Origin of the sequence: Nocardia alba NBRC 108234, from assembly GCF_001612665.1 — a bacterium.
GTDB lineage: Bacteria > Actinomycetota > Actinomycetes > Mycobacteriales > Mycobacteriaceae > Nocardia > Nocardia alba.
Genome location: NZ_BDAX01000002.1, coordinates 375,604 through 401,673, shown reverse-complemented (window position 1 = coordinate 401,673; position 26,070 = coordinate 375,604). Strand labels below are relative to the sequence as shown.

At 66.3% G+C, this 26,070-nt stretch carries 29 protein-coding genes; 11 read left to right on the top strand and 18 right to left on the bottom strand.

The window, feature by feature from the left end; genetic code table 11:
• Positions 1–8: 8 nt before the first annotated feature.
• The 3 genes from NA12_RS03570 to NA12_RS03560 all read right to left on the bottom strand — a co-directional run bounded on the left by NA12_RS03570 (position 9) and on the right by NA12_RS03560 (position 2,075).
• On the bottom strand, positions 9–1,277 hold the full coding sequence (locus NA12_RS03570) for an aminotransferase class V-fold PLP-dependent enzyme (RefSeq protein ID WP_243654894.1): 1,269 nt from the start codon (positions 1,275–1,277) through the stop codon (positions 9–11).
• 86 nt (positions 1,278–1,363) lie between these two features.
• Positions 1,364–1,798 carry a CBS domain-containing protein gene (locus NA12_RS03565; RefSeq protein WP_067447426.1) on the bottom strand — a complete coding sequence of 145 codons (435 nt, stop codon included), beginning with the start codon at positions 1,796–1,798 and terminating at the stop codon, positions 1,364–1,366.
• A gap of 88 nt (positions 1,799–1,886) precedes the next feature.
• Positions 1,887–2,075, bottom strand: coding sequence for a hypothetical protein (locus tag NA12_RS03560; protein WP_067445892.1), 189 nt, complete (start codon positions 2,073–2,075; stop codon positions 1,887–1,889).
• Between the two features lie 353 nt (positions 2,076–2,428).
• Here NA12_RS03560 and NA12_RS03555 point away from each other — a divergent pair, with 353 nt between their 5' ends.
• Entirely contained in the window at positions 2,429–2,662 is a 234-nt protein-coding gene (locus tag NA12_RS03555; RefSeq protein WP_067445890.1) for a DUF397 domain-containing protein, read from the top strand.
• Positions 2,663–2,680: 18 nt separating this feature from the next.
• Positions 2,681–3,565, top strand: a complete 885-nt coding sequence (locus NA12_RS03550; protein ID WP_067445888.1) for a Sco1979 family transcriptional regulator — start codon at positions 2,681–2,683, stop codon at positions 3,563–3,565.
• A gap of 105 nt (positions 3,566–3,670) precedes the next feature.
• Here NA12_RS03550 and NA12_RS03545 read toward each other — a convergent pair whose 3' ends face one another.
• The 4 genes from NA12_RS03545 to NA12_RS03530 all read right to left on the bottom strand — a co-directional run bounded on the left by NA12_RS03545 (position 3,671) and on the right by NA12_RS03530 (position 5,769).
• Positions 3,671–3,922 (bottom strand): hypothetical protein, encoded by a 252-nt coding sequence (locus tag NA12_RS03545; RefSeq protein ID WP_067445886.1) that lies wholly within the window; start codon positions 3,920–3,922, stop codon positions 3,671–3,673.
• 353 nt (positions 3,923–4,275) lie between these two features.
• A complete protein-coding gene (locus NA12_RS03540) occupies positions 4,276–4,932 on the bottom strand; it encodes an SDR family oxidoreductase (RefSeq protein WP_067445884.1) in 657 nt (218 codons plus the stop codon).
• A gap of 12 nt (positions 4,933–4,944) precedes the next feature.
• Entirely contained in the window at positions 4,945–5,436 is a 492-nt protein-coding gene (locus NA12_RS03535) for a DUF2599 domain-containing protein (RefSeq protein ID WP_067445882.1), read from the bottom strand.
• An 81-nt stretch (positions 5,437–5,517) separates the two neighbouring features.
• On the bottom strand, positions 5,518–5,769 hold the full coding sequence (locus NA12_RS03530) for a hypothetical protein (RefSeq protein ID WP_067445880.1): 252 nt from the start codon (positions 5,767–5,769) through the stop codon (positions 5,518–5,520).
• Positions 5,770–6,043: 274 nt separating this feature from the next.
• Between NA12_RS03530 and NA12_RS03525 the strand changes: the two genes are divergently transcribed.
• From NA12_RS03525 to NA12_RS03515, 3 genes are all read left to right on the top strand, one after another.
• On the top strand, positions 6,044–7,273 hold the full coding sequence (locus NA12_RS03525; RefSeq protein ID WP_067445878.1) for a lipase family protein: 1,230 nt from the start codon (positions 6,044–6,046) through the stop codon (positions 7,271–7,273).
• A gap of 252 nt (positions 7,274–7,525) precedes the next feature.
• Complete coding sequence (locus NA12_RS03520) at positions 7,526–8,887, top strand: lipase family protein (protein WP_067445876.1); 1,362 nt, start codon at positions 7,526–7,528, stop codon at positions 8,885–8,887.
• Positions 8,888–9,072: 185 nt separating this feature from the next.
• Positions 9,073–10,254, top strand: coding sequence for an esterase/lipase family protein (locus NA12_RS03515; RefSeq protein WP_067445874.1), 1,182 nt, complete (start codon positions 9,073–9,075; stop codon positions 10,252–10,254).
• Between the two features lie 67 nt (positions 10,255–10,321).
• On the opposite strand, the gene NA12_RS03510 is transcribed toward NA12_RS03515, so the two are convergent.
• Entirely contained in the window at positions 10,322–11,551 is a 1,230-nt protein-coding gene (locus tag NA12_RS03510) for a PucR family transcriptional regulator (RefSeq protein ID WP_067445872.1), read from the bottom strand.
• 182 nt (positions 11,552–11,733) lie between these two features.
• On the opposite strand from NA12_RS03510, the gene NA12_RS03505 reads away from it, so the two are divergent.
• Positions 11,734–12,210, top strand: coding sequence for a hypothetical protein (locus NA12_RS03505; protein WP_067445869.1), 477 nt, complete (start codon positions 11,734–11,736; stop codon positions 12,208–12,210).
• Between the two features lie 92 nt (positions 12,211–12,302).
• Here the strand turns inward: NA12_RS03505 and NA12_RS03500 are convergent, their stop codons facing one another.
• Complete coding sequence (locus NA12_RS03500; protein ID WP_067445867.1) at positions 12,303–13,892, bottom strand: GMC family oxidoreductase; 1,590 nt, start codon at positions 13,890–13,892, stop codon at positions 12,303–12,305.
• Between the two features lie 145 nt (positions 13,893–14,037).
• Positions 14,038–15,519, bottom strand: a complete 1,482-nt coding sequence (locus NA12_RS03495; RefSeq protein ID WP_243654893.1) for an FAD-dependent oxidoreductase — start codon at positions 15,517–15,519, stop codon at positions 14,038–14,040.
• Positions 15,520–15,699: 180 nt separating this feature from the next.
• On the opposite strand from NA12_RS03495, the gene NA12_RS03490 reads away from it, so the two are divergent.
• Positions 15,700–16,191 (top strand): glutathione peroxidase, encoded by a 492-nt coding sequence (locus NA12_RS03490; protein ID WP_067445865.1) that lies wholly within the window; start codon positions 15,700–15,702, stop codon positions 16,189–16,191.
• An 87-nt stretch (positions 16,192–16,278) separates the two neighbouring features.
• Here the strand turns inward: NA12_RS03490 and NA12_RS03485 are convergent, their stop codons facing one another.
• Positions 16,279–17,703, bottom strand: coding sequence for an MFS transporter (locus NA12_RS03485; protein WP_084472327.1), 1,425 nt, complete (start codon positions 17,701–17,703; stop codon positions 16,279–16,281).
• 173 nt (positions 17,704–17,876) lie between these two features.
• Here NA12_RS03485 and NA12_RS03480 point away from each other — a divergent pair, with 173 nt between their 5' ends.
• Entirely contained in the window at positions 17,877–18,707 is an 831-nt protein-coding gene (locus NA12_RS03480; protein ID WP_067445863.1) for an SAM-dependent methyltransferase, read from the top strand.
• Positions 18,708–18,723: 16 nt separating this feature from the next.
• Here NA12_RS03480 and NA12_RS03475 read toward each other — a convergent pair whose 3' ends face one another.
• Complete coding sequence (locus tag NA12_RS03475) at positions 18,724–19,188, bottom strand: SRPBCC family protein (RefSeq protein WP_067447421.1); 465 nt, start codon at positions 19,186–19,188, stop codon at positions 18,724–18,726.
• Between the two features lie 78 nt (positions 19,189–19,266).
• Here NA12_RS03475 and NA12_RS03470 point away from each other — a divergent pair, with 78 nt between their 5' ends.
• Positions 19,267–20,046, top strand: coding sequence for a hypothetical protein (locus NA12_RS03470; RefSeq protein WP_067445861.1), 780 nt, complete (start codon positions 19,267–19,269; stop codon positions 20,044–20,046).
• Between the two features lie 71 nt (positions 20,047–20,117).
• Here NA12_RS03470 and NA12_RS03465 read toward each other — a convergent pair whose 3' ends face one another.
• Positions 20,118–20,627, bottom strand: a complete 510-nt coding sequence (locus tag NA12_RS03465; protein ID WP_067445859.1) for a MarR family winged helix-turn-helix transcriptional regulator — start codon at positions 20,625–20,627, stop codon at positions 20,118–20,120.
• 323 nt (positions 20,628–20,950) lie between these two features.
• Entirely contained in the window at positions 20,951–21,277 is a 327-nt protein-coding gene (locus tag NA12_RS32955; RefSeq protein WP_243654892.1) for a hypothetical protein, read from the bottom strand.
• A 13-nt stretch (positions 21,278–21,290) separates the two neighbouring features.
• Between NA12_RS32955 and NA12_RS32950 the strand changes: the two genes are divergently transcribed.
• The gene (locus NA12_RS32950) at positions 21,291–21,602 is read left to right on the top strand and encodes a hypothetical protein (RefSeq protein ID WP_132369851.1); all 312 of its coding nucleotides are present in this window, start codon (positions 21,291–21,293) and stop codon (positions 21,600–21,602) included.
• Between the two features lie 163 nt (positions 21,603–21,765).
• Here NA12_RS32950 and NA12_RS03455 read toward each other — a convergent pair whose 3' ends face one another.
• A complete protein-coding gene (locus tag NA12_RS03455) occupies positions 21,766–22,683 on the bottom strand; it encodes a DAPG hydrolase family protein (RefSeq protein ID WP_165914800.1) in 918 nt (305 codons plus the stop codon).
• Between the two features lie 426 nt (positions 22,684–23,109).
• Here NA12_RS03455 and NA12_RS03450 point away from each other — a divergent pair, with 426 nt between their 5' ends.
• Positions 23,110–23,448 (top strand): hypothetical protein, encoded by a 339-nt coding sequence (locus NA12_RS03450; protein ID WP_067445855.1) that lies wholly within the window; start codon positions 23,110–23,112, stop codon positions 23,446–23,448.
• A gap of 21 nt (positions 23,449–23,469) precedes the next feature.
• Here the strand turns inward: NA12_RS03450 and gad are convergent, their stop codons facing one another.
• The 3 genes from gad to NA12_RS03435 all read right to left on the bottom strand — a co-directional run bounded on the left by gad (position 23,470) and on the right by NA12_RS03435 (position 25,969).
• Entirely contained in the window at positions 23,470–24,852 is a 1,383-nt protein-coding gene (gene gad, locus NA12_RS03445) for a glutamate decarboxylase (protein WP_067445853.1), read from the bottom strand.
• 24 nt (positions 24,853–24,876) lie between these two features.
• Positions 24,877–25,275 carry a DUF7144 family membrane protein gene (locus NA12_RS03440; protein ID WP_067445852.1) on the bottom strand — a complete coding sequence of 133 codons (399 nt, stop codon included), beginning with the start codon at positions 25,273–25,275 and terminating at the stop codon, positions 24,877–24,879.
• Positions 25,276–25,405: 130 nt separating this feature from the next.
• Positions 25,406–25,969 (bottom strand): TetR/AcrR family transcriptional regulator, encoded by a 564-nt coding sequence (locus tag NA12_RS03435; protein ID WP_067447417.1) that lies wholly within the window; start codon positions 25,967–25,969, stop codon positions 25,406–25,408.
• Positions 25,970–26,070 lie beyond the last annotated feature (101 nt).

Genomic DNA, 26,070 nt, shown 5'->3' with positions numbered 1-26,070 from the left:
CAGGTCGTTCAGCGCCCGGGTGCGGCGATGCCGGACACACAGGCGACGAAGCGGTCGATCTCGTCGAGGGTGTTGTAGAGGTGGGTACTCACCCGTACCGACCCCTGCTCGGCCTCGGCCGAGGGCACGCAATGCGCGCCGGTTCGCACCAGGAACCCGGCGTCGGCCAGGACGAACCCGAGGTCGGCCGCGCTGATCGTGTCGAGAGTGAACGAGACGATCCCGTAGCCGACGGCGCAGGCGGCGTACGCGGGCCCGGGACGGAAGTCGAGCCCGGCCACCTCGCGCAGGCCGTCGATGAGCCGCAGCGTGAGCACCCGGTTGTGCTCGGCGACAGTGCGGCGGTCGAGCTCGTCGAGAAGGTCGAAAGCGGGAGCGAGGGACAGGATCCCGGGAATGTTGTGCGTACCGCCCTCGAGCAGCTCGGGCATTCCGGTGCCGACGAGACCGGCATCGGAGATCCTGACCCCGGAGTTCCCGCCGGGTAGGAAGGGCCGCAGCGTGGCGTGCACCCTGCGGTGGCAGTACAGCAGCCCCGTGCCGGGCGAACCGAACATCTTGTGCCCCGCGAAGACCGCGAAATCGGCACCCAACGCGGTGACATCCACCGGCAGGTGCCCGCCGCTCTGCGAGCAGTCGAAGCACAGCAGGATCTCGGGGTCGATGCGGCCGCGCAATTCCTCGAGGGTGGTGAGTCCGCCGTACACGTGATGGAGATGGCTGGTGGTGATCAGCCGGGTGCGCGGACCGACCTGCGCGAGGATGTCCTCGATATCGGCTTCGCCGGTCGCGGTGCTCCGATAGGGCCGCAACACGATGCGACGGCCGAACCGGGCGAGAGTGTCGCGCAGGTGGTGCCACGGCAGCACATTGGCGGCGTGATCGGCGGGGTTGTAGAGGATCTCGTCGCCGTCGGTCAGTGCGGCCAGACCCCAACTGTGCGCGATCGCGCCCAGAGCCGCGGTGGCTCCGCTGGTGAACACGATCTCGTCGCTGTGGCGCGCGCCGAGGAAATCGGCCGCCCTGGTGCGGACGGCGGCGATCCGCGCCGACAGCGTGGTGGCCCAGCCATAGGTGCCCCGGCCCGCGTTGGCGGTGTGCTCGCGGTGGTAGTCGCTGACGGCGGCGATGACGGTGTCGGGCTTCTGCGTCGTCGCGGCACTGTCGAGATAGACCACCGCGGGGTCGGCCAGGGCCGGAAACCGCGCGCGAAACGAGGAGGGCACCGGGGTGGGCGCGTGCCGGGTCGCCGGGGCGGCGGCGAGCTCGGGGTGCACCAGCTCAACGATACGCAGGTTTTCGGTGTGGCTCGCGAAGAATTATCAGGCGCAAGGGTTTTCGGTGTCACGAGGTACCGCGTGGTTCAGTAATTGCCCTGGAGGTAGTCGACGAGGTGTTCGCGCTCGGCGGCCAGTTCGGTGATCTCGCTCTTCACCACATCGCCGATACTGACGATGCCGACGAGCCGGTCGGACCGCACCACCGGCATGTGCCGGATCCGATGTTCGGTCATCACATCCCGCAGCGAGGACACGTCCTCGTCGGGCCCGCAGGTGCGCACGCGGGCGGTCATGATGTCGGTGACCGGCCGATCAAGCAGCGCCGCGCCGTGGACATGAAGATGACGCACCACATCGCGTTCGGAGACGATGCCCGCGATCACGGCGCCGTCGGGGGAAACGACCACCGCGCCGATGTTGTGGTCGGCCAGTGCCGTGAGCAGGTCGCGCACCGTGGTCTGCGGCACGACGGTCGTGACCGCCCTGCCCTTGTTGCGCAGGATCTCCGCTATCCGCATACGCGCACCACCCATCCGGGATCGATCGTCGCCCACCAGCATGACCGGTCGTCACCGACCTGACCAGCACGAAGACGTTACGACCGCGCTATTCGTCGTCGAGCCCCGCGGACAGGTACGCGGCCGCGGCCAGCCACTGGCGACACTGCGGACCGTGGATGTCGTGTTGGCTCAGCATTTCGCGCGCCTGACGGTAGGTGAGCCCGTTCGGCTCGTCGCTACACGCCGTGGGCGGTGCGCCTGCGGCACCGAGGTGTCGCTGAAACGGACTGCTCATCGCGTCCCCTCCCATTCGGCGACGGAAGGTCTGCCCGGCTCGGTGGAGCCGGCGTACCTCCCGATGATCTTGCGGCCCGAGTCTACGGGCGCGTCGTTTTCGAATGCAAGCACATCTGCACGTTCGTTGTGGCTGTGTTGCACCGCGATGAAGTTGCGGCGCTTGTGAATTCAGGGGGCTGGACGAGTCGGTCGAGGCCTGTCCCGGGGTCCCGGCATCAGGAAAGTACCGACCGGTGCGCGGTGGCTATTCGCGTGTTAATGTCCCCTCGCGCAACGCAGATGCAAGAACGTTTGTGCGTGCATCTGCAATGTTCGTACCAGTGGGCATCATTCGACAAGGAGGAGTGCGGTATGTCCGGAATGCAGCATGATCAGCGTGAACGCCCGGGAGACGGTGCGTGGCGCAAAAGCACCTTCAGCAACCCCAGCGGCAACTGTGTCGAAGTCGCCGAAGCCGTCGACGGTTCGGTCGCCGTGCGCAACTCGCGCGATCCGCAAGGATCGGTGATCTTCTACACCCGGCCCGAGATGGACGCGTTCATCCGCGGCGCGAAGGCCGGAGAGTTCGACTACCTCACCGGGTAATCGGTAGGATCTGGGTCCATGACGGCTGAACCCGACGAGATCGGTCGCGTACAACCTGTTGCCGACCGCGGCCCTACCGTGCTGCGTATCGCGCTGGGTGGCCAATTGCGCAAGCTACGCGAGGGCAAAGGCATCACCCGTGAGGCCGCCGGTGACGCGATCCGCGGATCGCACGCCAAGATCAGCCGACTAGAGCTGGGCCGCACCGGGTTCAAGGAACGCGACATCCGGGATCTGCTCACGCTCTACGGCGTGCACGACCCGGTGGAACGTACCTCGTTCTTCGAATTGGCGAGGCAGGCAAGCGAACCCGGCTGGTGGCATCGCTACAGCGATCTGCTGCCGTCGTGGTTCAGCACCTACCTCGGGCTCGAGCAGGCGGCCAGTCAGATCCGTACCTACGAGGCGCAGCTGGTCCCCGGCCTGCTACAGACGCCGGAATACACCAGGGCGATCGTGACCCTCGGTTTCGCCGACGCGGAAACCGATCGTCGGGTTCAGGTTCGGCAGTTGCGCCAGGATGTCCTGCGCCGGATCGACCCGCCGGTGGTCTGGGCGGTGCTCGACGAAGCGGTGCTGCATCGTCCGATCGGCGGGCGTGAGGTACACCGGGCCCAGTTGCGCTACCTGGCCGAGCTCTCGCTGCTGCCGAACGTGACGGTGCAGGTGCTGCCGTACGCCGCAGGCGGACACGCGGCGGCGGGTAGTTCGTTCAGCATTCTGCGCTTCGGCGAGCCGGAACTGCCCGACATCGTCTACCTCGAGCAACTCACCAGCGCGCTCTACCTCGAGCGCCGCCAGGACCTCGCGATGTATCTGTCGGTGATGGATCAGCTCAGCGTCCAGGCCGAACGGCCGGATCGCTCACGCGAGATCCTGCTGTCCTACGCGGAGCGGGAGTAGCAGCCGAGCCGACCTGAACGGCCGGGCGGGGTCGAAAACCGAGAAACCGATCGGACCGCGCGCTCCTCGGGCGCGCGGTCCGATCGGTGAAAGCGTGTTCTCCGTTCAGTACCGGATGCAGCCGGCGGCGATGCGCCAGAAGGTATCGGGCGTCAGCGTCTGCAGATCCCAGTCGTCGGCCAGATCGTGCGCGGTGGTCACGATGCGGTCGATATCGAAGTCGTTACGGGTGGCCGCGCCGGTGGATTCCACGGCATCGATGACAAAAGCGACCGCGCTTTCTCTCGACGCCTGTGCGGCGCCGGCGGCGGTCGCCGTGCGATCAGCGAGGCCGAAACGGCCCGTGGTGTTGTTCATTTGAATTGCCCCTGTGCTGCTCAGGCTGTGGCAAACCCAAGGCAAATAATTGCCCCGGGTGTGCCGCTCGCGGCCTCCCCTGACTATCCCCTGAATTGTGTTGCGGCCATGAGTTTAGGACGGGGACACTTTCAGATGCAAGCACATCTGCACGATCGTTTTCGTCTCGATGCGGTGCATTTCCCGGCTTCTGAGCGGCGAATCCAGGGCGGCGGCACCACCTCTGTCATCGATGACGCTCGAATAGCGGCGTGACCGGCGGCTCGCTGTGTTTCCTGGTTGGCGACAATACTGCATGAGCCCAGGGTAATCGTGATCGAGGGGTGGAGAATCTCGCAATAGTTAATTTCTGGTTATTGAATGGCTGCGACGGCCGACTCGATCGGCACCGTTCCGGAGACCAGCTCGAGGGTGCGCTGAAAGGTATTGTCCGCGAGCAAGACCGACGCGAGCGTCGCGGCGACATCCGCGCGCGGGATCGAATCGCGCGGAATCGGCGGCGGTCCGAGCGTGATCAAACCGTTGCCTTCGGCGTCGGTGAGTTGACCCGGTCGCAGAATCGTCCACGCCAGCGCACGAGTCCGCAGGTCGTCCTCGGCGCGGGTCTTGGCATCGAGATAGGCGGCCCACACCTCGTCGGTCCCCGGTGCGGGCCGGCTGCCCGCTCCCATCGTCGAGATCTGCACGAAGCGCGCGACGCCCGTCCGTTCGGCGGCGTCGGCCAGCTGTACCGAGCCGTTGAGGTCGACCGTGTACTTGCGCGCGGCGCCGCTGCCCGCGCCCGCGCCCGCGGCGAACACCACCGCGTCCGAACCGGCGACCGCGGCCGCGAGATCGGCGGGGGTGTCGCGCTCCATGTCGTAGATGACCGGTACGCCGCCGGTCGCGGTGATATCGGCGGCCTGGCCGGGATCCCGGATGAGCGCGTGCACGTGATCACCGCGCCGGGTCAGCGCCTGGGCGAGCAGGAGAGCGATTTTGCCGTGTCCACCGGCGATGACAATGCGCATGGGATGCTCCTATCAGCGTTCGGGGCCGCCGGGATTGCAGTTCGCCGCCACCGTGGCCTGATAGCCGACGTCGGGGCGCCATGGTTCGAGATTCCAGCTCGGTTTGTCGGGCGCTACCATCCTGGCCCAGACCCAGTGGCACACGAACTGGTCGCGCATCCCCGGCGCGTCGGCGTCGGGGTCGAGGGCGCGTACTTCCTGCCAGGCGAGTTCGTCGGCGCCGGTCGCGGCGGTTTTGCGGCCGGCCTGGGTGGGGACGACGAGCAGCCGGGGACCGTCGATGTTCTCGGTCCACGTCACATGATCGATGAGGGGCAGGCCCGCGTAGGGGTCGACGGTGGTGGTCGGCGGTGCGATGGTGGCGGGCACTCGCTTGGTGGTGGTGGTCGTGGTTGCCGGGACGGTGGTGCCGGGCGGGGTGGCGACCTCTGTGGTGTCGGCCGCGCCGCACCCGGTGAGGGCGGCCGTCGCGGCGAGTGCGAGCGGGAACTGCCACCGTGTCACGAAAGCCCTTTCTCCTCACCGCGGGCCGACGAGCGCCCGCCGGGCCAGCCTAGTGCGGTCGGCGTCGCGGTGCCACGAGTGTCAATGCCACAGCGATCGGCACGGCAGCCGGCGCAGGCCGGGGCCGACGTTGCCGTCAACGGTCACCACCAGCCCGGAGTGGGCCGCCGCCGAGGTGAACTCCCACGCCTCGGCCTGAGTCGCGGCGTATTCCAGCACCAGTGCGTCCTCGGGAGTCGGGCCGTCGAAGTAGACCGTGATCCGCCGGGTCGGTAGCTCGTTCGGGTCGATGCGGTGGAGGGTGGCGGCGATGCTCTCGTCGGTGGGAATCATGGCGTGCTCCTTTCGCCCCGGCACTGGTGAGCGCCTTCCTACTCGACGGTAGGTACTCGCACCATCGAGCGGAACACGTTCTGATTCTGCTTGGAGATCTCACAACCACCTGTCGCCGCGGCGGTGCGCGCGCATATCGGCGTTCTGCCTCCGGTCACAACCGCACCGAGGTGGGTTTGTGAGCTCCGCCGATGTTCGCGGCGGCCCGTCGACGAGGAGCCACGGTACCGGCGAAGATCGCTGTCGACAGCAGCGACACGGGAGGGACAGCCGCATGATCCGGTTTGCCGCGGCACGGCACGCTCGGCCGGGCCGAACTGCCGTGCTCGGTCTGGCGGCAGCGGTACTCACCGTGTGGTCCGCCGCGGTGGGTCACAGCGCACCGTTGTATCCGACTGCCGACCCCGACCCCTTCTACGACCAGCCGGCCGACCTCGCCGGGCGCGAGCCCGGTGAGGTACTCGGGGTGCGACAGATGCCGTCGCTGTCGATGTTTCCCGACACCACCATCACCCTGATCCAGTTCCGCTCCACCAATTCCGCGGGTGACCCGATCGCCGCGACGACCACGGTGCTGCAGCCCGACAACCATCGCGCCGACGCTCCGGTGCTGTCCTATCAGCACATCATCAACGGGCTCGGCACCCGGTGCTCGGTCTCCAAGGTCCTCTACACCGACGATCCGGACCTGATGGTGCGCGAGGCGGTGGCGTGGAACTACGCGCTCAAACGCGGCTGGACGATGGCTGTGCCCGACCATCTGGGACCCACTTTCGCCTATGGCGCGGCGAAACTGGGCGGCCAGGTGACCCTCGACGGAATCCGCGCGGTGCGCCAGGTCGAGCAGTTGCGGGTGCGCGGCAGCCGGGTCGCGATGGCCGGGTACTCCGGCGGCGGCATGGCGACGGCGTGGGCGGCGGCGCTGCAGCCCGAGTACGCGCCCGAGCTCGAGATCGCGGGTGCGGCGATGGGTGGGGTGCCCATGAACCTGGTGTCGATGCTCGAGGGGCTCGGCTTCGGTTCGCACCCGGTTTTCGGCCTCGCGCTGGCCGCCGGGATCGGGCTGGAACGCGAATACCCCCAACGGTTTCCGATCAGCGATCAGATGAATGCCAGCGGCTTGGCCGCCCGCGCGTCGATCCGCGACGCCTGCACCAACGACATCCTCGGCGCGGGAGCCGGGCACGGCATCCTCGATTTCGCGGCCACCACCTCGCTGGTGCAGGATCGCGAAGCGCGCGCCGTGGTGGAGGAGAACAGCTTGGAGTTGTATCCGGGCACACCGACAATGCCTGTCTTCGAATGGCATTCGCCGATCGACGGACTCATTCCGGTCGACGCGATCACCTCCACCACCCACCGCTGGTGTGCCGCGGGCGCCAAGGTCGTCAGTCGGCAGACCCCGACGCCGGACCATTTGACCGCGGCGGTGCTCGGGCTTCCCGCCGCGCTGAGTTGGCTCGATGCCAGGCTGCGGGGTGAACCGGCGCCCAGCACCTGCTGAGCAGGTAGTCGATCGGCCCGGATCCGCTCGCCCCGAGGCGAATCCGGGCTGTTGTGTGCCGTTACGAGCGATTCTTGTTGCGATACAGCGGCATTGCGCACACGACTCGGGCACAACGCCGAAGTCCGAACGCTTGCCCCCGTAGCGTGAAAGATCTGACGACGGCTCGGTGGGGGAGTTTCGGCGGGGGGCGGAGCACCGCATAGTGGCACGTCATCGACGAATCCGTTGCCACCCGAAGGCGTGTGTGCCATGAGATCTGTTCGAGTACTTGTCGGTTCGATGCTGCTGCTCTGCTCCTTCGCGGCAGGCACCGCGGCTGCCGATCCGCAACCGACCCAGCAATTCCCGGTGCCGCAGGTGGGCACACCCGGTTTCCTGCCCGATCTACAGCGCTGGATCGACCAGGTGATTCCCTCACCGATCCCGGCGAACGCCGATCCGGCGGCCGAACTCGCGGCGCTGCGCGCGGCGGTGCTCCCGTCGGCGGTGGGCGATCCGATCTTCGACCAGTGGCCGACCGGGCTCGACACGTTGTCGCCCGGCGATCTGATCGAATCCCGCGACGTCACCGCCACCGCGGCGTGGTTGACCCTGGTCCCGATCCGTTCGGCGACGCTGCTGAAATTCCGCACCGACGACGCGCACGGCCTGCCCTCCTACGCCACCGCGACTCTGATCGTGCCCGCCACCGAGTGGGCGGGGCCGGGGGATCGCCCCGTGCTGGTGAACAACCTGCCGATCGACGCGCTCGGGCGCAAGTGCACTCCCGGTTACTCGCTGGCGCACGGCCTGACATCGCAGTCCAGCTCGACCGAGTTCATTCCACCGACCACCCAACTGGCGGTGCTGCGGGGGTACGCGGTCCTGGTGCCCGATCACGAGGGCCCGTGGATGGCCTACGCCGAACCGTATGTGGCCGGGCACGCGGTGCTCGACGCGATCCGAGCGGTGCGCGGCATCGACCCCGCGGCCTACGGCGAGAGCCGCTTCGCGATGACCGGTTATTCCGGGGGTGCCATCGCCACCCACGGTGCGGCCAAGCTGATCGGTTCCTACGCACCGGAACTGGCCGATGTCATCGTCGGCGCGGCCTTGGGCGGCGTGCCCGCCGATTTCGAGATCCTGTCGCGCAGTATGAATGCCAATCTCGCGTCCGGAATATTTATGGCCGCGACCTTCGCGATCGGCCGCGAGCGTCCCGAAATCCTCGCCGCGATGAACAATCTCGGGCGCTGGGTCACGACATCGTTCATGAAAGATACGTGCGCCAGCGTGTTCGCGGTGCCGGGAATCTTGCACCTGCCGATCGATGTCGGCGCCAATATCGTCGACCCGCTGCGTTCGGAACTGGCCATCGACATCTACGAGATCACCCGGATGCAGGGGATGCGGTCGACGACTCCGCTCTACATCTACAACGGCGACCAGGAGTGGTGGATTCCGGCCGAGGGTGCCCGCAAACTCTACGATGAGCAGTGCGAACTCGGTGCGAACGCGGTATATCGCGGTGTACTCGGTGAGCACATCATCGGCGCGGCGACCGGCTATCCGGAGGCGATGCTGTGGCTCGACCAACGACTGCTCGGAGTCGCGGCGCGCAGCGAGTGCTGAACATTTTCCTGTGCCCTGTCATGGGCGTTTTCGACGGGCCGTGGTGACCTGCCCAGACCGCGCGTGACAATCGTCTCGTAAGTAATTCCGCGGCTTATGTTTTGGGCGGTTTCGACAAGCCATTCGGTCTCCCGGCAGGAAAAGGGCGACGAATATTCGAATCGCACAGGAAGACAAGTCAACACATGAGAACTCCCAGTCGCAGGCGCGCACTGCACACGGCGGTATTCGCCGGAGTCGGCGCCCTCTCCATGGCGCTCACCGGACCGGGGGCGAGCGCGGCTCCCACCTCGGCGCCGACCGAGCAGGACCTCGCCGGCATCGTCTCCGAAGGTCGGCAGGTCGCCGGGTCGGGGTCGGCGTGCACCTCCGGCAGTGGCGCCGGATCCGGCAACGGGTCCGGTAACTGCTACGGCGGTTCGGGTTCCAGCTCGGGTTCCTCGGGCGGCTACTCCTCCGATCCCGGTGCGTACGGACCGGAGTCGACAGCGTTTCTCGCCGCGTTCGCCTACGGTCTCGGCAACCCCGATGCCGCCGCGCCCGGGACGAACGACTGGAACTGCAAACCGACCGCCGCCCATCCTCGCCCGGTGGTCCTGCTGCACGGCACCTGGATGAACGCCTACAACGGTTACGCCTACATGGGGCAACCGATCAAGGACGCAGGCTACTGCACGTTCACGTTCAACTACGGTCGCTCGAACCTCGTCGAAGGCGGCGGCCTCGGATCGTTGCTGCCCGGTGTGATGGGTACCGGGTACATCGAGGATTCGGCCGCGCAGACCGCGGCCTTCGTCGATCGTGTGCTGGCGGCGACCGGCGCCGACGAGGTCGACATCGTCGCGCACTCCCAAGGCGGGGCGATGGCGAACTACTACACGAAGTTCAAGGGCGGCGCGGCCAAGGTCAACAAGCTGATCACCTTCGGCGCCACCCACCACGGCACCAGCCTCGACGGCATCGGCGCCCTCGGCCGCATGATCAACAACCTGGGTATCGACATCCTGGGTCCGATCGAGATCTTCGTCGGGCATGCCGGTATCCAGCAGACCATCGGCTCGGACTTCGTCAACAAGCTCAACGCGGGCGGCGACACCGTCGCCGGTGTCGACTACACCGTGGTCGGCACCCGCTACGACGAGGTGACCAACCCCTACGAACTGACCTTCCTGAAGGCAGGCCCCGGGGCGACGGTCACCAACATCACGCTGCAGGACGGCTGCGAGCAGGACATCTCCGATCACCTGACGATGATGTACTCACCGCGTGCCCTCTCGATCGCGCTTCGCGCGCTCGACCCGGTGCAGAACCCGCAGTTGACCTGCGCGTTCAACCCGTGGCTGGTCGGTGGCGGCGGTTCGATCTGACGCGCGTGCGCTGACAGCGACGAAGGCGCTGCCCACCATGGTGGGCAGCGCCTTCGTCGTCTGTGGGTCAGGCCGCCGGCACGGCGCGGTAGCTGCGCGCGACGAGCGCCGAACGCAGGTACCACAGCCCCGAGGGCTGGGTGGGATCGAAACCGGTGAGCTGGCCGATCCGTTTGAGCCGGTAGTCGACGGTGTTGGTGTGCACGTGCAGCACGCGAGCGGTGCGCTGGCGGTTGAGGTTGTTGGCGATGTGGCGCTGCAGGGTCTCGAGCAGTTCGGGGTACTGATCCAGCGGATCGAGCAGCGAGCCGAGGAATTCGCGACCGGGCCCGGGGCGGGTGAGCTGGTACTCCAGCGCGAGCTCATCGAAGCGGTACAGACCGGAGGTCACCTCGAGCCGCTGCACCATGTCCAGCAGTTCGTGGGCCTGGTCGGCGGCATCGGGAACTCCGGTGGTTGTCGTTTCGACCATAGCGGCGGTGATGCCGACCTGGGCGGCCTGGGAGAGCTGGGCGACCAGTGCGGTCAATCCCTCGCGGTCGAAGGCGTCGGCGGGAATCAGTACCGTCCCGCCGTCGACGCTGAGCAGCGACAGGGCCGAGTCGCCGCAGCGCTTGGCCAGCTCGGCCTGCACCCGGCGCAGTTTGCGCCGGGCGACGACCTTCGAATCCAACGCCGGATTGGCTTCCTCGCGGTGCTGGGGGATAGCCAGCGCGAACACCGCGTAGTTCTCGGCGATGGTGATGCCGCATTCGCGGGCCATCGTCGAGGTGCTGTGACCGCCGAGCAGTGCCGAGGTGAGGGTGTGGACGGCGGTGTGATGTTCGCTGACCACGCCGCGCAGCTCGCGCACATAGGCCAGCGAGATCTGTGCGGTGATGGTGTCGAGCAGTTCCATCACGACCTTGACCCCGCCGACGAGGCTGTCGAAATCATTGCCGGAAGCGCTCGACACCACCAGGTCGAGGCCGATCTTGAAGCCCTCGGCGATCGAGTGGTGGATCGTGTCGATCGGCACACCTTCCCTGGCCCACGCGCCGGCTGCCTCTTGCAGGCGTTGCAGCTGGTTGGGAACATCACGCCCGTCGAGCATGCCGACCGCGAATTCGAGGCAGATCCGGGTGATCGTGGTGACATCGCCGGAAATGGCGTCACCGGGCAGCGTGCCACAGGGCGCGACGGTAGCGACGAAATGGCCGACCATCTGCCGCGACAGTGCGCGAACGTCCTTGAGTGGCAATGACATCGGCTTGCCCGAGACGGTCAGCGACGGTCGGGGTGGATTGTGGACGGACATTTTGTTCCCTTCGCCAGTTTCGGCTGTACCCCCCGCTGTCCAGCGAACCCCACCCTAACGAACTGCAAACGAAACCGGAATGGATTGTCAGGTTATGGGTAGGGGGCTCACCGCTGGGAGTCGACGTTGTGAGCCGTCACAAGTCTGGTTCTTCGCTATGAGTGGTTGTAGAGTTCAGCGCCATGCGACCTGCCGTCCGTTGTCTGGTCTGGGAACTGAACGAGACCTTGTGGGAGGGTGTCGTCCACGATGAGACCGGCACCACGCCGCTCCCACCGGCACTGTGCACGCTGACGAAACTGAGCCAGCGCGGTGTGCTGCATGCTGTCGCCACGCGCGGTGACCGAGCCGCAACGCTGCACACGCTGTACCGACACGGGCTCTACGACATGTTCTCGGCGGTCGAGGTCGGCTGGGGTCGCAAGTCGGCCTCGATCGTCCGGATCGCGGGCACCCTCGGCCTCGGCCTCGACTCGCTCGCGTTCGTCGACGCCGAGCCGGTCGAACGCGCGGAGGTCTCGCGAGCACTGCCGATGGTGCGCTGCTACGCCGCCCGCAATGTCGACATGCTCCCGCTGCTCCCGGACTTCCGCCACGATCTGCGGTCGGGTCCCGCGCCGACTCCACCGTTGGGATTCGCCCGCGTTCCCGCCGTCTGACCCGGGTCGAACCGCTGCCGGCTTCGCTGGGTCTCGCGAGAGCGTGAGCAAGGAGGTGGCGCGCGGTTGCCCGCGCGCCACGCTCGCCTCTGTCAGGCCTGCGCGAGGATGAAGTCCGCGGCCTGTTCACCGATGAAGATGGCGGGAGCGTTGGTGTGGCCGCGGATGATCAACGGCATCACCGAGGCGTCGGCGACACGCAGACCCTCGACCCCGCGGACCAACAGGTCCGGCGTGACGACGCTGGCGGTGTCGGTGCCCATCCGGCAGGTGCCCACCGGGTGGTACAGCGTGTGCGAGAACTGTTCGATGGACAGCGCGATGGCCGCGTCCACGTCCTCGGGCGCCTGCGGGGGGTAGATCAGGGCGCCGAGCGCGCTCTTGAGCGCGGGCTGCTCCACGAGCCCGGCACACACCCGAAGTCCGGCGGTCAGCGCGGCCCGGTCGGCGCCCTCGGCGTCGGACAGATACCTCGGATCGATCACCGGCTTGGCCGTCGGATCAGCCGAGGCCAGGCTGATCTTGCCGCGACTGCGCGGGCGGAGCAGGATCGCACCGATCACCACGCCGTGATCGGTGGCTTCGACCAGACCCTCGTGATAGAAGGGCGCCGGTGCGTAGATCAGCTCCAGATCGGGGTGCTCGAGGTCGGGTTCGCTGCGTACGAAGCCGTATGCCTCACCGACATTGGAGGTGAGCATGCCGCGATGGCGGACCAGGTAGTTGATCAGTTCGAGCGGCTTCTCGGCGGTGAACAGCGAGTCCGTGTCCACGCTGTAGCCCAGCGCCGAGATGAGGTGGTCCTGCAGGTTCGCGCCGACCTCGGGGGAGTGGGCGACCACTTCGATGCCGTGTTCGGTCAGCTCGTCCCGATCACCGATGCCCGAAAGCTGTAGCAACTGAGGGCTGTTCACCGCGCCACCGCACAGGATGACCTCGCGATTCGCGGTCATGCGCAGGGTCTGGTCGCCGTTGCGGTACTCGACGCCCACCGCCTTGGTGCCCTCGAACAGCACACGGGTGGCGAGCGAGGACGCCAGCACGGTGAGGTTCGCCCGCTTCATTGCCGGGCGAAGGTACCCGTCCGCGGTGCTCCAGCGCCTGCCGTCACGCTGGGTCACCATGGTCTGGGTGAAGCCCTCGGGTGCGGGTCGGTTCGCCGATTCGAGCTCGTGGCCGGCCTGGCGCGCGGCCTCGAGGAACGCGTGTGTCGATGCGCGCGGGCTGCGCTGGCGCTGCACGTGCTGCGGCCCCTTGGAACCTTCGTCGGGGAACTGCGCGTCCTGGACGTTCTCGATCTTGCGGAACTGCTCCACCGCGGCGGCGAAGTTCCACTTCTCGCCTGCCAGCAGCCCCCATTCCTCGTAGTCGGCGCGGAAGCCGCGCACCCACATCATCGCGTTCATCGATGACGAGCCGCCGAAGGTCTTCCCGCGCGGCCAGTAGATCCGGCGGTCGCCGAGCTGCGCCTGCGGCTCGGTCAGATAGTCCCAATCACGCTCGCTGCGAAACAGTTTCGAGAACGCGGCCGGGATATGGGCGAACTTGTCGTCGTCATCGGGGCCTGCCTCCAACAGCACGACTGTGGTGCTCGGGTCGGCACTGAGCCGATTCGCGAGCACCGCCCCCGCGGATCCGGAGCCGACGATCACGTAATCCGCGGACGTCCCACCTGCTTGCACTGTCCAACTCCGATCTGCACTACGTCTGTCGTTCGGCGCGCCTGCTCCCGGGTGTGAAAAGACCGTGAGCCCAGCCGGACTCGTCGTCGGGCGTGACGCTGCAAGCAGAGTACTGACAGAACCCTCGCGGTGGGTCGAACGCCGGTCAGCCCGCTGCCGCCGCCTTGCCCGCGCGACGGCCGTAGAAGCTGCCGTCGCCGAGCGATGCTCCGCTGACGTAGCCGTACGCGCACAGACCGGAGGTGCAGCGTCCCGCCGCGAACAGGCCGGCGATCGGCTCACCGCTCACGTGCAGCACGCGCGAATCCAGGTCGGTGCGCAGCCCGCCCAGGGTGAATCCGGCGGTGAACCCGCACAGGTCGAAGCCCGCGAGCGCCCCCGTGATCGGGCGAACCCATTCGGGCTTCTTGCCCAGTATCGGGTCGGCGCCGTGCTCGGCGTGCTGGTTGTAGGTGGCGATAGTGGTCTGCAATGTCTGGGCGGGCAGGCCCATCTCGGCTTCGAGTTCGGCGACCGTCTCGGCGACCCACTTGGGCTGGAAACGGAAGAACGGGGTGGCACTCTCGGTCGCGAGCGCCTCTTCGAGCGAGTTCTCATCGATGATCAGAAAGGCCTGGTTGTCGTTCTGCAACAGCGTCGCCTGACCGATCCGGCCGGGATAGGTGTCCTCCGTGACGTATCGCTGACCGCGTCCGTTGACGAGGATGCCGCGCGCCATCATCTGCGGATCGCCGAAGATGGCCACCTCGCTGGCGTCCATGTGCGCGAGCTCGGCGCCGAGCGCCTGGGCCAGCCGGATGCCGATGCCGTCGTGTTCCTCGATGGCCGCGCCGGGCCTGCCGCTCAGGCGCGGGGCGTAGCGGTCGATCATCTCGGCGTCGTAGGCGAAGCTGCCGGTGGCCAGGACCACGCCACGCGCGGCCCGCACGGTGACGGGCTTACCGTAGGTGGTGGCCAGCACACCCACCACCCGGTCTTCGTCGTCGACGACGAGCCGGCGGATGCGGGTGTCGTATTCGACGTCGATGCCGAGTTCGGCGACGGTGTCGGCCAGCGGCTTCATCAGCATGTAGCCACCGCCGCGCTCACCGGTCTTCTTGTTCGCCAGCTCTGGAACGTGGCCGCGTGGAGCGGGTTCGGCGATGTCGAGGAACGGCGCGGAGTTCTCGCCACCGGAGTACATCAGGCCCTCGTCGTGTGGAGGCTCCCAGCCGGGCTCACCCCAGAATGATTCCTTGAACGGCACACCGCAGTCGACGAGCCAGTTGTAGTGCTCGACGCTGCCCGCGCAGTAGTCGTTGATCTTGGCCTCGTCGACGCCGGGCCCGAGCGCGGCGGTGAGGAAGGCTGCCATGTTCTCCGGGGTGTCGTCGAATCCGAGTGCCTTCTGCAGTGGCGTGCCGCCACCGAGGTAGACGAATCCGCCCGCCAGCGACGCCGCGCCGCCCCAGCCGCCCGTCCGTTCGAGGATGAGGACCTTCGCGCCTGCTCGCGCTGCTTCGATCGACGCGCACACGCCGGCGATGCCGAAACCGGCAACCACCACATCGGCTTCGAAATCCCACTGCGTCACCTCGCTCGCGCGCAATGGGCGGACGGTATCGATCCGATATGGCTTGTCGCTCACGCGCTTCCTCCGGTGCTCGGGGTGCGGGCGTCACCGCCCCTCCTTGGAATGGTGCCGTGAACCGGGCCACAAAACAAGAACGTGTTACAGAATCTCCCGCTCGGCGGGACACTTGCGCGCCGATCCGGCTCCGGTACGGTGGCGATCGAACCGACATCGACGAGATCTGGTGGTGATGTGATGAGCGCGAACATTCGAGACATTGCGGTGCAGACCCTGGCGGGCGAGGACACCACACTGGGTGAGCTGGCGGGCGAGCGGGCGGTCCTGCTGGTCAACGTGGCTTCCAAGTGTGGCCTGACCCCGCAGTACGGCGCCCTGGTGGAATTGCAGAAGGCCTACGGCGAGCGCGGTTTCACCGTGATCGGCTTCCCGAGCAACCAGTTCATGGGCCAGGAGCCCGGCAGTGCCGAGGAGATCCAGGAGTTCTGCTCGGTCACCTACGGTGTCGATTTCCCGCTACTCGCCAAGGCCGATGTCAACGGCGACGACCGGCACCCGCTCTACGCCGCGCTGGTCGAGACCGCCGACGCCGAAGGCGCGGCCGGCGATGTGCAGTGGAACTTCGAGAAGTTCCTCCTCGGTCGGGACGGCACCGTCGCGGGCCGCTTCCGTCCGCGCACGACCCCGGACGCCCCCGAGGTCGTGTCGGCGATCGAAGCCCAACTCTGAACCAGCTCGATTCGATAGCCGGCGACGATGTCACCGGCCCTGAGCTCGCGCGAGGTGTCGCGTCGGTTCAGGGTCGATGACCGGCGATCAGTGCATTCTGCGCACAGCGAGCGCGGCCGAGGCGGCGGCGACGAGCGCGGTCCCCGCGCAGATCAGCTGCGCGACCGCGACCGCGTCGGCCGCCGATGACGCGGTGGTCCCCATCAGCTCGAAGAACACCGACCCGATGCTCGCGATCCCGACCACGGTCCCCAGTTGCACGCTGGTGGTGAGAAGACCGCTGGCATCGGCGGCGAGGGTCACCGGCACCGCGGCCAGCGCCCGTGTCATCAACGGGCTGAACGCCAGCCCGTTGCCGAGGCCGAACAGTGCGAACGCGGTCGATGCCGCGGCTCCGATCCCGGCACCCGCACTCGACAACCACGCGAGCCAGCCCAGCGAAGCCGCGCTCAATACCAGCCCGAACGGAATCATCCGCGCGTGCGCGACGGCCGGAATACGCTGCCAGCACAGCCCGGCCGCGGCGAAGGTAACCCCCATCGGCAAGAACTGCACGCCGGCCCGCAACGCGCTGTAGCCGAGGTCGCTCTGCATGTGCAGGGCGCTCACGAACAGCCATCCGCCGAAGGTTCCCATCACCATGAGCAGGGTCACGGCGGTCGCGAGCAGACCGGGCGCGCGCAGCACCCGCGGCGCGAACAGGGGATCGCGACCGCGCCGGGTGACGGCCCGCTCTACCAGAACGAACACGGCGAGCCCGAGCGCCCCCGCCCCGAGGCACAGCCACGACCACAGCGGAAACCCCAGCTCACGACCGAGCACCAGCGGCACGACCAGCAACAGGACAGTGGATGTGAGCGTCGCCAGGCCCAGCCCGTCGACCGTGCGATCGGTGCGCGCGACAGTGACCGGCAGAACCCGCGGTGCCAGCATCAGCAGCGCGATACCGATCGGCACATTCACCAGGAACACCCCGCGCCAACCGGTGCCGCCCAGATCGGCGTCGACGATCAGCCCGCCGAGTATCTGGCCCGCCAGCAGACCACCGGAGACGATCGCCGCGTAGATGCTCAGGGCCCTGGCTCGGGCCGCCCCGGTGAACGTGCGCTGGATCAGCGTCATCACCTGCGGCGCCAGCGCGGCCGCGCCGACGCCCTGCCCGAAACGGAACACGATGAGCGAGAACTCGTTCCATGCCAGCCCGCAGGCGAGGGAGGCCAGGGTGAACGCCGCCAGGCCCGCGATGAAGGTGCGTCGCTGGGTGAACCGATCGCCCAGGCGCGCACCACCGATCAGCAACACCGCGTACGCGATCACATACCCGGCGACGATCAATTGCAGTGCGGCCCCGCCGGTATCGAGGTCGGAACGAATGGCCGCGATCGCGACGTTGACGATGGAGCCGTCGAGCACTGTCATGAACTGGCCGGTGAGGATGACGACGAGCACGGCGATCGAACGCCTGCCCGCCACGGATTCGGGCTTCGGCCCTGTTACGAGCATCTGGATCATGCTCGAATCCTGGGACCGGCAGGGACGTGGGAATAGGAGTCCACTGATACGGGTACTCTGGGCACCAGGTTCGCGGCCGACCCGAAGGGGATCGGATTGGGTTGTCTGCCAACGAAACTGATGCTCTAGGCTGAGTTCGTCCAGTCGGCTCCGATGTTCGAAAGGCGCTCTCGATGTCGCATTCTTCTGCCGCGTACCCCAGCTCTGTGCCGGTCGGGGTCGATACCACCCGGGCGAGTATCGCTCGGGTCTACGACGCCGCGCTCAACGGCAAGGACAACTACGATGTGGATCGCGCGGTGCTCGACCAGGTTCGCACCGTCGCTCCGCAGGTCAACGACCTGGCCTGGGCCAACCGTGATTTCCTGATCCGCGCCTGCCGATTCCTGGCCAGGGCGGGTATCGACCAGTTCCTCGATCTCGGATCGGGTCTGCCCACCGCGGAGAACACCCACCAGGTGGTCCAGCGGGTGAACCCCGAGTCCAAGGTCGTCTACGTCGACAACGACCCGTCGGTTCTCGTCCACGCGCAGGCATTACTGGCCAGCAACAGCCGCACCCGCATCGCCGAAGCCGACATCTTCCGCCCCCTGTCGGTGCTCGGCAACGAGACGGTTCGCCGCGAACTCGATTTCACCCGTCCGCTGGCCCTGTTCCATATCGGCACCCTGCACCACTACCTCGGCGACGACGCCCCCGCCCTGATGCAGACCTACATCGACGCACTGCCCTCGGGCTCGTTCGTCGCGATCGCCCACTTCCACGACCCGGAAACCGCCGAATACAGCGATCTGGCCCGGAAGATGGAAGAGAAGTTCATCCACAGCCCGATGGGCAGCGGTCGCTTCCGCACTCGTGACGAGATCCAGGCCATGTTCGGCACTCTCGACATGGTCGAACCCGGCCTGGTCCGCTGCGACGACTGGTGGTCCGACGGCCCCCACCTCACCCCCCTCTCCGACGTCCGCAACTGCATCGTCGGTGGCGTCGGCCGCAAACCGTAGCCGGGTCCGGGAGGGCCTACCGCGCGATGGTGCGGGCGAGGATGCCGAGCGTGGCGCGCAGGGCCGCCTCGGGAATGATCGGGAAGATCGCCGCTTCGCGGTAGCGGGGCGCGATCTTGCTCCAGTCGTAGTACGAGGTGACCAGGGTGCCGGTGTCGCTGGGTTCGAGGCGATAGCCGTACAGGTGCTCGATCGGCGGTTGGATGGCGCCCGAGATCGTCCACTCGAGATGCGTGTCCTGCTCGAATTCGGTGATGATCACCGTGACGTCGTATTTGCCCATCGGAAAGTCGTTGAGAGACTCGCGGTCCATGTGCACGATGAACTCGTCGCCGACGCCCGCGACGGGCTTTCCCTCCGCCGATTGCAGCATGCCCGAACTGTCGATGGCTACGTGCCCGTCGGGGGAGCACAGCAGTGTGAAGATTTCCGAGGGCGACGCGGAGATCTGCCGCTGCACTTCGAACCGTTCTACCGTCATGTCCTCCACCCTCGCACACTCGGCGTCGCCGCGGTCCGCCACCGACCCACGGAAGTCGGCTGCGGTCATTTCGACGCTGTGGTCGGTGGATGGGCGATCGATGGAGTCGGACGTGGCGGCTTCGTGGTGGTCGGGGGCTTGGTGGTCGGCGATGTGCTCGTCGTCGGCCGAGCCGAGGTGGTGGATGCCTGCGGTGACCTGGGCGTCGTGGTCGAAGTCGGCGTTGTCGTGCCTGTCGATGACGTTGTCGTGGCAGTCGGGGCCGCGGTGGCGGACGTGGCGGTGACAGTGGACGGATCGGCCGACACCGTCACCGTGCTCGGATCGGCTGTCACCGTGGTCGTCGACGTGTCAGTCGCTGTCACGGCGACGGTCACCGTGGACACCGGAGGAGAGGTGGCAGTTGCCGTGTCCGGCACAGCGGAGGTGACCTGGACCGAAAGGCCGGCTGTGACAGAGAAACTCGCGCTTGCCGAGACAACCGTCGAGTTCGCCGACGAGGGCTCCGTCGTCACGGTTGCCGTCGTCTCGGTCGAGCCGGCTGTGGTCGGGGAATCGGCATCGGGTTGTGAGGTCTCGGCCCCGACGGCGGGGTCGGCATCCGCGACGTCGTCGGGTGCGGACACCTCGCTCGCTGGGTCGGATATCGGGCTCGTGGTCGTCACACCGGACAGGCTCGGATCGGCGCTGTGGTCGGAGGTCTGTGTGGTGGGTTCGCCCGAGAACGTCTCCGCGCTGTTCGCCCACACCGGCGGGTTCGAATCCGCTCTCATCAAGAGCGCGATCCCGATAACCGTGGTCGCTGATGCGACCGCCAAGGCGGCACGCGACAGCTGTCGCCGCGGTGTTCGCATGTGAATTCCTGCTTTCTTCCTCGAACTGAGGCGACCGCCGCACACCGGCGGCAACACCGCGCGATATGCGTGTTCTCAGGGGCGCGAGTAGGGATCTACTTCGCGCAGCCGCTGCCGGTGAATGCGTTGCAGTTCGCCCGCACGCGTGAGAAAGTCGGCGATTATTTCCAGTTCGGCGGTGTCGTAATAGTTCAGCAACATCTTGTAGCTCTCGACGATCATGGGAACGACGAGTTCCTGAACACGATCGGCCGCGAGTTCGGTGGCCATCACGATCACGCGACGACGATCGGTCGGGTGTAGGGAACGCGCGATATAGCCCTGTTTCTCGAGGCGGTTGAGCATGATCGTGACGCCGGCCGCGGTAAGGCCGAGCCGTTGCGCGAGCCTTCCCGGGGTCGTGGCCTTCTCCTCTTCGAGCAAAACGATCTCGAGTGCCCGCCGATCGGTCTCGTTCACGCCCAGCACCCTGATCAATTCGCGGATCAGATCCTCGACACTGCCGTGATAGAACTCCAGCGCCCTTTTGAGCTCGACCGAGATCCGGGCGGGTTCGCTGGTTGTCGGGCACCCGGGCTTTCCCATGGGGAGGCTCCTGTCAAACGATCGACCGGCAGCGGTGAAGCGCGGCTGACGAACATCACGACAGCGGCATCGCTGCGGTCAGCGAAGCGGCCGTGGCTGTGCTGGACATGCACTGTACGACACAGCGGGGGAGGCGATACCGCGCATCGGATTATTCGATCGAGATGGCCTGTCTACGCCAAACCATAAGCAGGGCAACCACTATCGGATGGATGCGCGTCTCGCGTGGCCCGATGAGACCGGACCGGGCCGCTGTTGCGACCCGGTCCGGGCATGTTCGTCACGGGACACCGGTCATCGTTCATCGGCACCCGTGCGCGGGCTCAGACGACAGTGGTGGTGGTGAGGGTCGGGGACGGGTTCGGGTAGCACGATGTCGCGACATTGCCGACAAAGGCGACATTGGTCGTCATGGTCATGCCGGGACTGGTGTAACTGGTCCCCGCGTACTTACTGGTGATCGATGTCCCGGCGGCACCGGCGGTGACATTGATGGTCACCGCCGGTGGGGTGAAACTGGTGCCGCCGGCGATCGGACCCGGCACGGTCAGCACGACATTGCCGCCCGACGTCGCGACAGTGCCCGCCACGGTTCCCCCGGAGACGGTAGCCGAGACCACTGTCGAATTCGCCGGCGTCGGAATGGTCATCTTCAGGTTGTTGATGTTGTTCACGGTGAAGCCGGATGCCGAGCTGGGAACCGACGACGAGCCCGGTGTGATCGTGATGGCCACCGCCGAGCCCGACGCCGCCGAGGCCGGTGCGGTGCCGGTCACCGACGTGTTCATGCTCGAATTCTGGCCGATGCCGAGGACTGTGCCCCGACAACTCCAGTTCACGCTGACGGGGGCGGCATTTACCGGTGCGGCCAGACAGAAGACGGTAGCGACGGCCACCGGCGCGAGAAATCCGGCGCGAAAAAGGGAAGAGGTCGATCTCATGGCGATCTCCAGGAAATATCGAGCAGCGGTATGACGGGTTGTCCAACCGCAAAATGGGTGTTCGAAAAATATAACCTGTTCTCAGGTTCCTGTTGTTGAAATCGCAAATCCGAGCGTGGCGAATTTCATTATCCACAATTAAATATCTATTGCGGATAATTAACTTCAGAAAGGTTTCTGTGGAGGCGAGGTCGGTGTCAGCGGGAGAATTCGTGGTAGAGCTGCGGCAGAAATCCGGCCAGATGGTTCATTTCCTGACCGCAGTGCAGGAGTAGTTCCCGGGCGAGGTCGACATCGAGGACGAGGTCCCGGGGATCGACAGCGGGCCCGCGTTCGATCGCTTGCGCCGCACGGGCCAGGTCGGGTCGGTGCAGACCGTGGAGGTTGAGGTAGAAGCGGCTGCGCATCTCGCAACCGGCGGGTGTCGGCCTCACCTGGTGCGCCAGCCACCCGAGATCGACCGGTGCGACGATGCTGCCGACCCGTCCGAGAATGATCGTGTGCCGATCGGGGACGTCGAAGCCGTGCACACGTGGGTCGGTGAAGGCGATCGCGAGTTGCTGGAGTTTCGGGCCGATGTACTCGTCGACATAGGCGATGTTGCCGATGTATTTCTCGCGGTCGCAGATCCGCTCGGCCGACCGGTCTCGGGCAATTCCGCAGTAGAGGTGAGCGTCGGGGTGCCACAGTTTGTAGCGCGCGGATTCCACAGTGTGCCAAGCGAACCACCAGTCCCACATTGCGGCGGTGACGCCGGGCATCTCGGTATGGACCGCGACCCAGACCACGCCGGATGTGGTGTGTCCGTAGCCGGTTTCCACCGCGGCGACACCGCGCGGTGCGAGATCGCTCGCCAGTGCGGAGAACTCGGGAATCTGCTCCGATGGCGTCGGGCTGCGGCTATAGGCCGTGGCGACCGAAGCCGGGGCGGGATCGGTGTGCGTGGCCATGTACTTCGCGTACGGTTGGGCGCGATCCTCGGGGGAGTATCCGTGGTATCGAACGTTCGGATCAGCGGCGGCGGAGACCGGGAGACCGGTCAGTGCCAGGCCCGCGCCGACGGTCGCCGCCCACTGGATCGCGTCGCGCCGGTTGATTTTCGGGTGACTCGCCATCTGTCGACCCTATGGTCACGGCGACGGCGTACCGAGAACCTGGGCAGGGTCTGTGAAGTACCACAAATCGCCGAGATGGCATCGGTGTCGGCTCGCGACGGGCGGCCGATGGCGGCGAGTTGCTCACCGCGATATTCGACGAATGACGCGGCGGTGGCCGAGCGCGGGCAGCGCGGTACGACGAATTCTGAGCGGAGAAGTCGGATTATTCTGTGCCGCAAGTGACTTCGCAGCCGAATGCGAAATCGGCGGTGTTGTTGTCGGTGGCGTTACAGATCTCGTGCAGATCACATGCTTTGGTGTGGCTCACAAAGTGACCTTGATTAGCTATTAATTAGCTATAAAAATTCCGGCTACCTCTTCATTTTCTGCGAAAATTCGCGTACGGTCGAGCACTGGCGTGGAACTACTTCGGCAGGGGGATTGATGAACGAGGATATCGGTGGCATCGCGCGATGGCGCAATGACGAAGGCGGCGATCAGATTTCACAGAATCGGGAATACCGGCTTTCGGCTCTCGGCGCTGAATCTCAGGATAGCGAGACCGCTCATCTCCGCGATGTCGTGGATCAATTGGAGTACGCCGTACAGGTTTGTTCGCGCGAGAGCATTCCGCTGCCCTTCGTCTTGCGGGAAGTCGAGAAGGCGCTCGGTGTGGACATCGACGATCTCTCGGCCGACTGGCCCGCCGCCCTCCGTCTCCACCTCGTCGACTATGTGACGGCGGTGTTCGCGAAGGACCACCTACAGCCACCACGGAGGTGACGACGAGCCGACCTGGCGAGGCTAGTGGGCGAACGGCTTCAGGCGGTCGAAGTAGCCGTTGGGCTTGAGCGTGTCCAGGTGCCCCAGCGCGGCGGTGATGTCGTCGTGCAACGCCCTGGCCATGTCCGCCGAGAACCCTTCGCGTACCACGACGCGCAACACCGAGATATCGGTGGCATCGTCGGGCATGGTGTAGGCGGGCACCTGCCAGCCGTAGGCGCGCAACTCGTGTGAGACGTCGAACTCGGTATAGCCGGGATCGCCGGACAGCCGGAAGCTGAGTACGGGGATCGCCGAGCCGTCGGTGATCACCTCGAAGCGTCCGCTCTCGCGCAGTTGGTCGCCGAGCCAGCGCGCGGTCTGCGAGAGGGAAGCCATGACCTTGCGGTAGCCGAAGCGGCCGAGTCTGAGGAAGTTGTAGTACTGGCCGATGACCTGATTGCCGGGCCGGGAGAAGTTGAGTGTGAAGGTGGGCATGTCGCCGCCCAGATAGTTGACCCGGAAGACCAGGTCGTCGGGCAGGTACTCGGGACCGCGCCACACCACGAATCCGATACCGGGATAGGTCAATCCGTATTTGTGGCCACTGACATTGATCGAGACCACGCGCGGCAGCCGGAAGTCCCACTCCAGTTCCGGATGCAGAAAGGGCACCACGAAGCCGCCGCTGGCCGCATCGACGTGCACCGGGATGTCCGGTCCCGCGTCGGCGGCGAGTGTGTCGAGCGCCGCGCAGATGTCACTGATCGGTTCCAGTTCGCCGGTGAACGTCGTGCCGAGGATAGCCACGACGCCGATGGTGTTCTCGTCGACAGCGGCCAGTACCTGCTCGGGGGTGATGACGTAGCGACCCTTCTCCATCGGAAGATACCGCGGTTCGACGTCGAAATAGCGGCAGAACTTCTCCCACACCACCTGCACGTTGGAACCCATCACCATGTTCGGTGTGCGACCCTTCCATCCGTCGCCGACCTTCTCGCGCCACAGCCATTTCATGGCGAGCCCGGCCAGCATGACCGCCTCGCTGGACCCGATCGTCGACACCCCGATGGCGCTGGACGGGTCGTCGTCGCGCAGACCCTCGGCGTGGAACAGATCGGCGACCATGCACACGCATCGTTGCTCGATCGCGGCGGTCGCGGGGTACTCGTCCTTGTCGATCATGTTCTTGTCGAACGTCTCCGCCATCAGCCGCTCGGCCTGCGGATCCATCCACGTCGACACGAAGGTGGCCAGATTCAGTCTGCTGCTCCCGTCGAGCATCAGTTCGTCGTGGATGAATCGATAGGCGACGTCAGGATCCATGCATTCCTCGGGCATCCGCAGCGCGGGAACCGGGGCCATGGACATCCGGCCGGTATAGGCGGGGGAGACCTGAGGAACGTGCGTGCGCTTTCGCGACATGGGGATCCCTTCGATCGGCGGAGCTCAGGCTCGGTTCGGGGTCCAGGTGGCGATTGCCCAGATCACGAGGATGTCGACGGCGATGACGATCACCGACCACCACGGGTAATAGGGCAGGGACAGAAAATTGGCGATGATCGACAGGCCGGCCAGGGCGTAGGCGACGATGCGGGCCCAGGTCGCGGTCACCATCATCCCGAGGGCGACGGCTACGAGGAGCACGCCGAGCACGAGATGGATCCAGCCCCAGGAGCTGACGTCGAGCTGATACACGTAGTCACCGGGGATCAGAAATACTTCGTCTTCGTTGATGCCCGCGATGCCGCGCAGGATGCTCAGGGTGCCCGAGATCAACAGCGCGGTCGCCGCGAGCATGGTGATGCCCACGGCCAGGCCCCGGCGGACGGGATGTGAAGTGGTCATGGTTCGACGGTAGAGCTGTCCTCGCTCGGCCCGTATCCCCCGGAACGGGTGAAATCCTGCGCTGGTCCGCCGAGGTCATCGGGCTCGCAGGCTGATGCAAATACCGCTATTCGTCTCAGGATCGGATCCGCTAACGGCTGATCGCGCGGGCGACCGCGTCGCCGACCTGTTCGTCGGTCAGGCTGCTGCGTTTGATCAGCACATGCGACAGCACGGTACGGACGGCGATCTCGGCCGCCTGGACCGGTGAGACCGCCAGTGTCGCGCTGTCGTCGCGGGCCGCCAGCAGCGGTGCGATGAAGGTGCCGACTGTTTCGACCAGGTTGAGCTCGGACCCTTCGTGTTCGATCGCGACATCGATCAGCCATCCGGGTTCCTGATCGCGCAGCCGGGAGATCACCGGGTGTCGGCGCAGGTACGGGATGGCGAAGACCACAGCGTCTTTGGCCAGCTGCCCGACCGGGGCGAACATGTCGATCTCGAGGTAGGCGGCGCTCACCATACGGGCGACCTCGATCTTGCTGACGGCCGCGATGAGCCCGTCCTTGTCACCGAACTCGCGGTAGGCCGTCGCGCGGGAGACGCCCGCGCGGCGAGCGAGCTCGGTCAGTGTCAGGTTGTCCAGGCCGGTCTCGGCCATCATCGCCAAGGCGGTGTCCACGAGCAACGAGGACGACTGTGTCGCATTGGTCATGCCGGTCATTCTGCATGCTCCCCACGGCGACCGGTTGCGACCGCGTCCTCACTGAGACTACATTCGCAATCAGTCTCAGTGATGGATTCGTGATTCGCTCC

What these genes read in the sequence shown, in the direction of transcription:
- NA12_RS32955 (WP_243654892.1), bottom strand. Translation starts at nt 21,277, where the DNA reads ATGACCATTCCGACGCCGGCGAATTCGACAGTGGTCTCGGCTACCGTC.
- NA12_RS03520 (WP_067445876.1), top strand. Translation starts at nt 7,526, where the DNA reads ATGAGATCTGTTCGAGTACTTGTCGGTTCGATGCTGCTGCTCTGCTCC.
- NA12_RS03540 (WP_067445884.1), bottom strand. Translation starts at nt 4,932, where the DNA reads ATGCGCATTGTCATCGCCGGTGGACACGGCAAAATCGCTCTCCTGCTC.
- NA12_RS03530 (WP_067445880.1), bottom strand. Translation starts at nt 5,769, where the DNA reads ATGATTCCCACCGACGAGAGCATCGCCGCCACCCTCCACCGCATCGAC.
- NA12_RS03440 (WP_067445852.1), bottom strand. Translation starts at nt 25,275, where the DNA reads ATGACCACTTCACATCCCGTCCGCCGGGGCCTGGCCGTGGGCATCACC.
- NA12_RS03525 (WP_067445878.1), top strand. Translation starts at nt 6,044, where the DNA reads ATGATCCGGTTTGCCGCGGCACGGCACGCTCGGCCGGGCCGAACTGCC.
- NA12_RS03490 (WP_067445865.1), top strand. Translation starts at nt 15,700, where the DNA reads ATGAGCGCGAACATTCGAGACATTGCGGTGCAGACCCTGGCGGGCGAG.
- NA12_RS03560 (WP_067445892.1), bottom strand. Translation starts at nt 2,075, where the DNA reads ATGAGCAGTCCGTTTCAGCGACACCTCGGTGCCGCAGGCGCACCGCCC.
- NA12_RS03550 (WP_067445888.1), top strand. Translation starts at nt 2,681, where the DNA reads ATGACGGCTGAACCCGACGAGATCGGTCGCGTACAACCTGTTGCCGAC.
- NA12_RS03505 (WP_067445869.1), top strand. Translation starts at nt 11,734, where the DNA reads ATGCGACCTGCCGTCCGTTGTCTGGTCTGGGAACTGAACGAGACCTTG.
- NA12_RS03485 (WP_084472327.1), bottom strand. Translation starts at nt 17,703, where the DNA reads ATGATCCAGATGCTCGTAACAGGGCCGAAGCCCGAATCCGTGGCGGGC.
- NA12_RS03455 (WP_165914800.1), bottom strand. Translation starts at nt 22,683, where the DNA reads ATGGCGAGTCACCCGAAAATCAACCGGCGCGACGCGATCCAGTGGGCG.
- NA12_RS32950 (WP_132369851.1), top strand. Translation starts at nt 21,291, where the DNA reads ATGTTGTTCACGGTGAAGCCGGATGCCGAGCTGGGAACCGACGACGAG.
- NA12_RS03465 (WP_067445859.1), bottom strand. Translation starts at nt 20,627, where the DNA reads ATGGGAAAGCCCGGGTGCCCGACAACCAGCGAACCCGCCCGGATCTCG.
- NA12_RS03435 (WP_067447417.1), bottom strand. Translation starts at nt 25,969, where the DNA reads ATGACCAATGCGACACAGTCGTCCTCGTTGCTCGTGGACACCGCCTTG.
- NA12_RS03480 (WP_067445863.1), top strand. Translation starts at nt 17,877, where the DNA reads ATGTCGCATTCTTCTGCCGCGTACCCCAGCTCTGTGCCGGTCGGGGTC.
- NA12_RS03555 (WP_067445890.1), top strand. Translation starts at nt 2,429, where the DNA reads ATGTCCGGAATGCAGCATGATCAGCGTGAACGCCCGGGAGACGGTGCG.
- NA12_RS03510 (WP_067445872.1), bottom strand. Translation starts at nt 11,551, where the DNA reads ATGTCCGTCCACAATCCACCCCGACCGTCGCTGACCGTCTCGGGCAAG.
- NA12_RS03475 (WP_067447421.1), bottom strand. Translation starts at nt 19,188, where the DNA reads ATGACGGTAGAACGGTTCGAAGTGCAGCGGCAGATCTCCGCGTCGCCC.
- NA12_RS03515 (WP_067445874.1), top strand. Translation starts at nt 9,073, where the DNA reads ATGAGAACTCCCAGTCGCAGGCGCGCACTGCACACGGCGGTATTCGCC.
- NA12_RS03450 (WP_067445855.1), top strand. Translation starts at nt 23,110, where the DNA reads ATGAACGAGGATATCGGTGGCATCGCGCGATGGCGCAATGACGAAGGC.
- NA12_RS03545 (WP_067445886.1), bottom strand. Translation starts at nt 3,922, where the DNA reads ATGAACAACACCACGGGCCGTTTCGGCCTCGCTGATCGCACGGCGACC.
- gad (WP_067445853.1), bottom strand. Translation starts at nt 24,852, where the DNA reads ATGTCGCGAAAGCGCACGCACGTTCCTCAGGTCTCCCCCGCCTATACC.
- NA12_RS03565 (WP_067447426.1), bottom strand. Translation starts at nt 1,798, where the DNA reads ATGCGGATAGCGGAGATCCTGCGCAACAAGGGCAGGGCGGTCACGACC.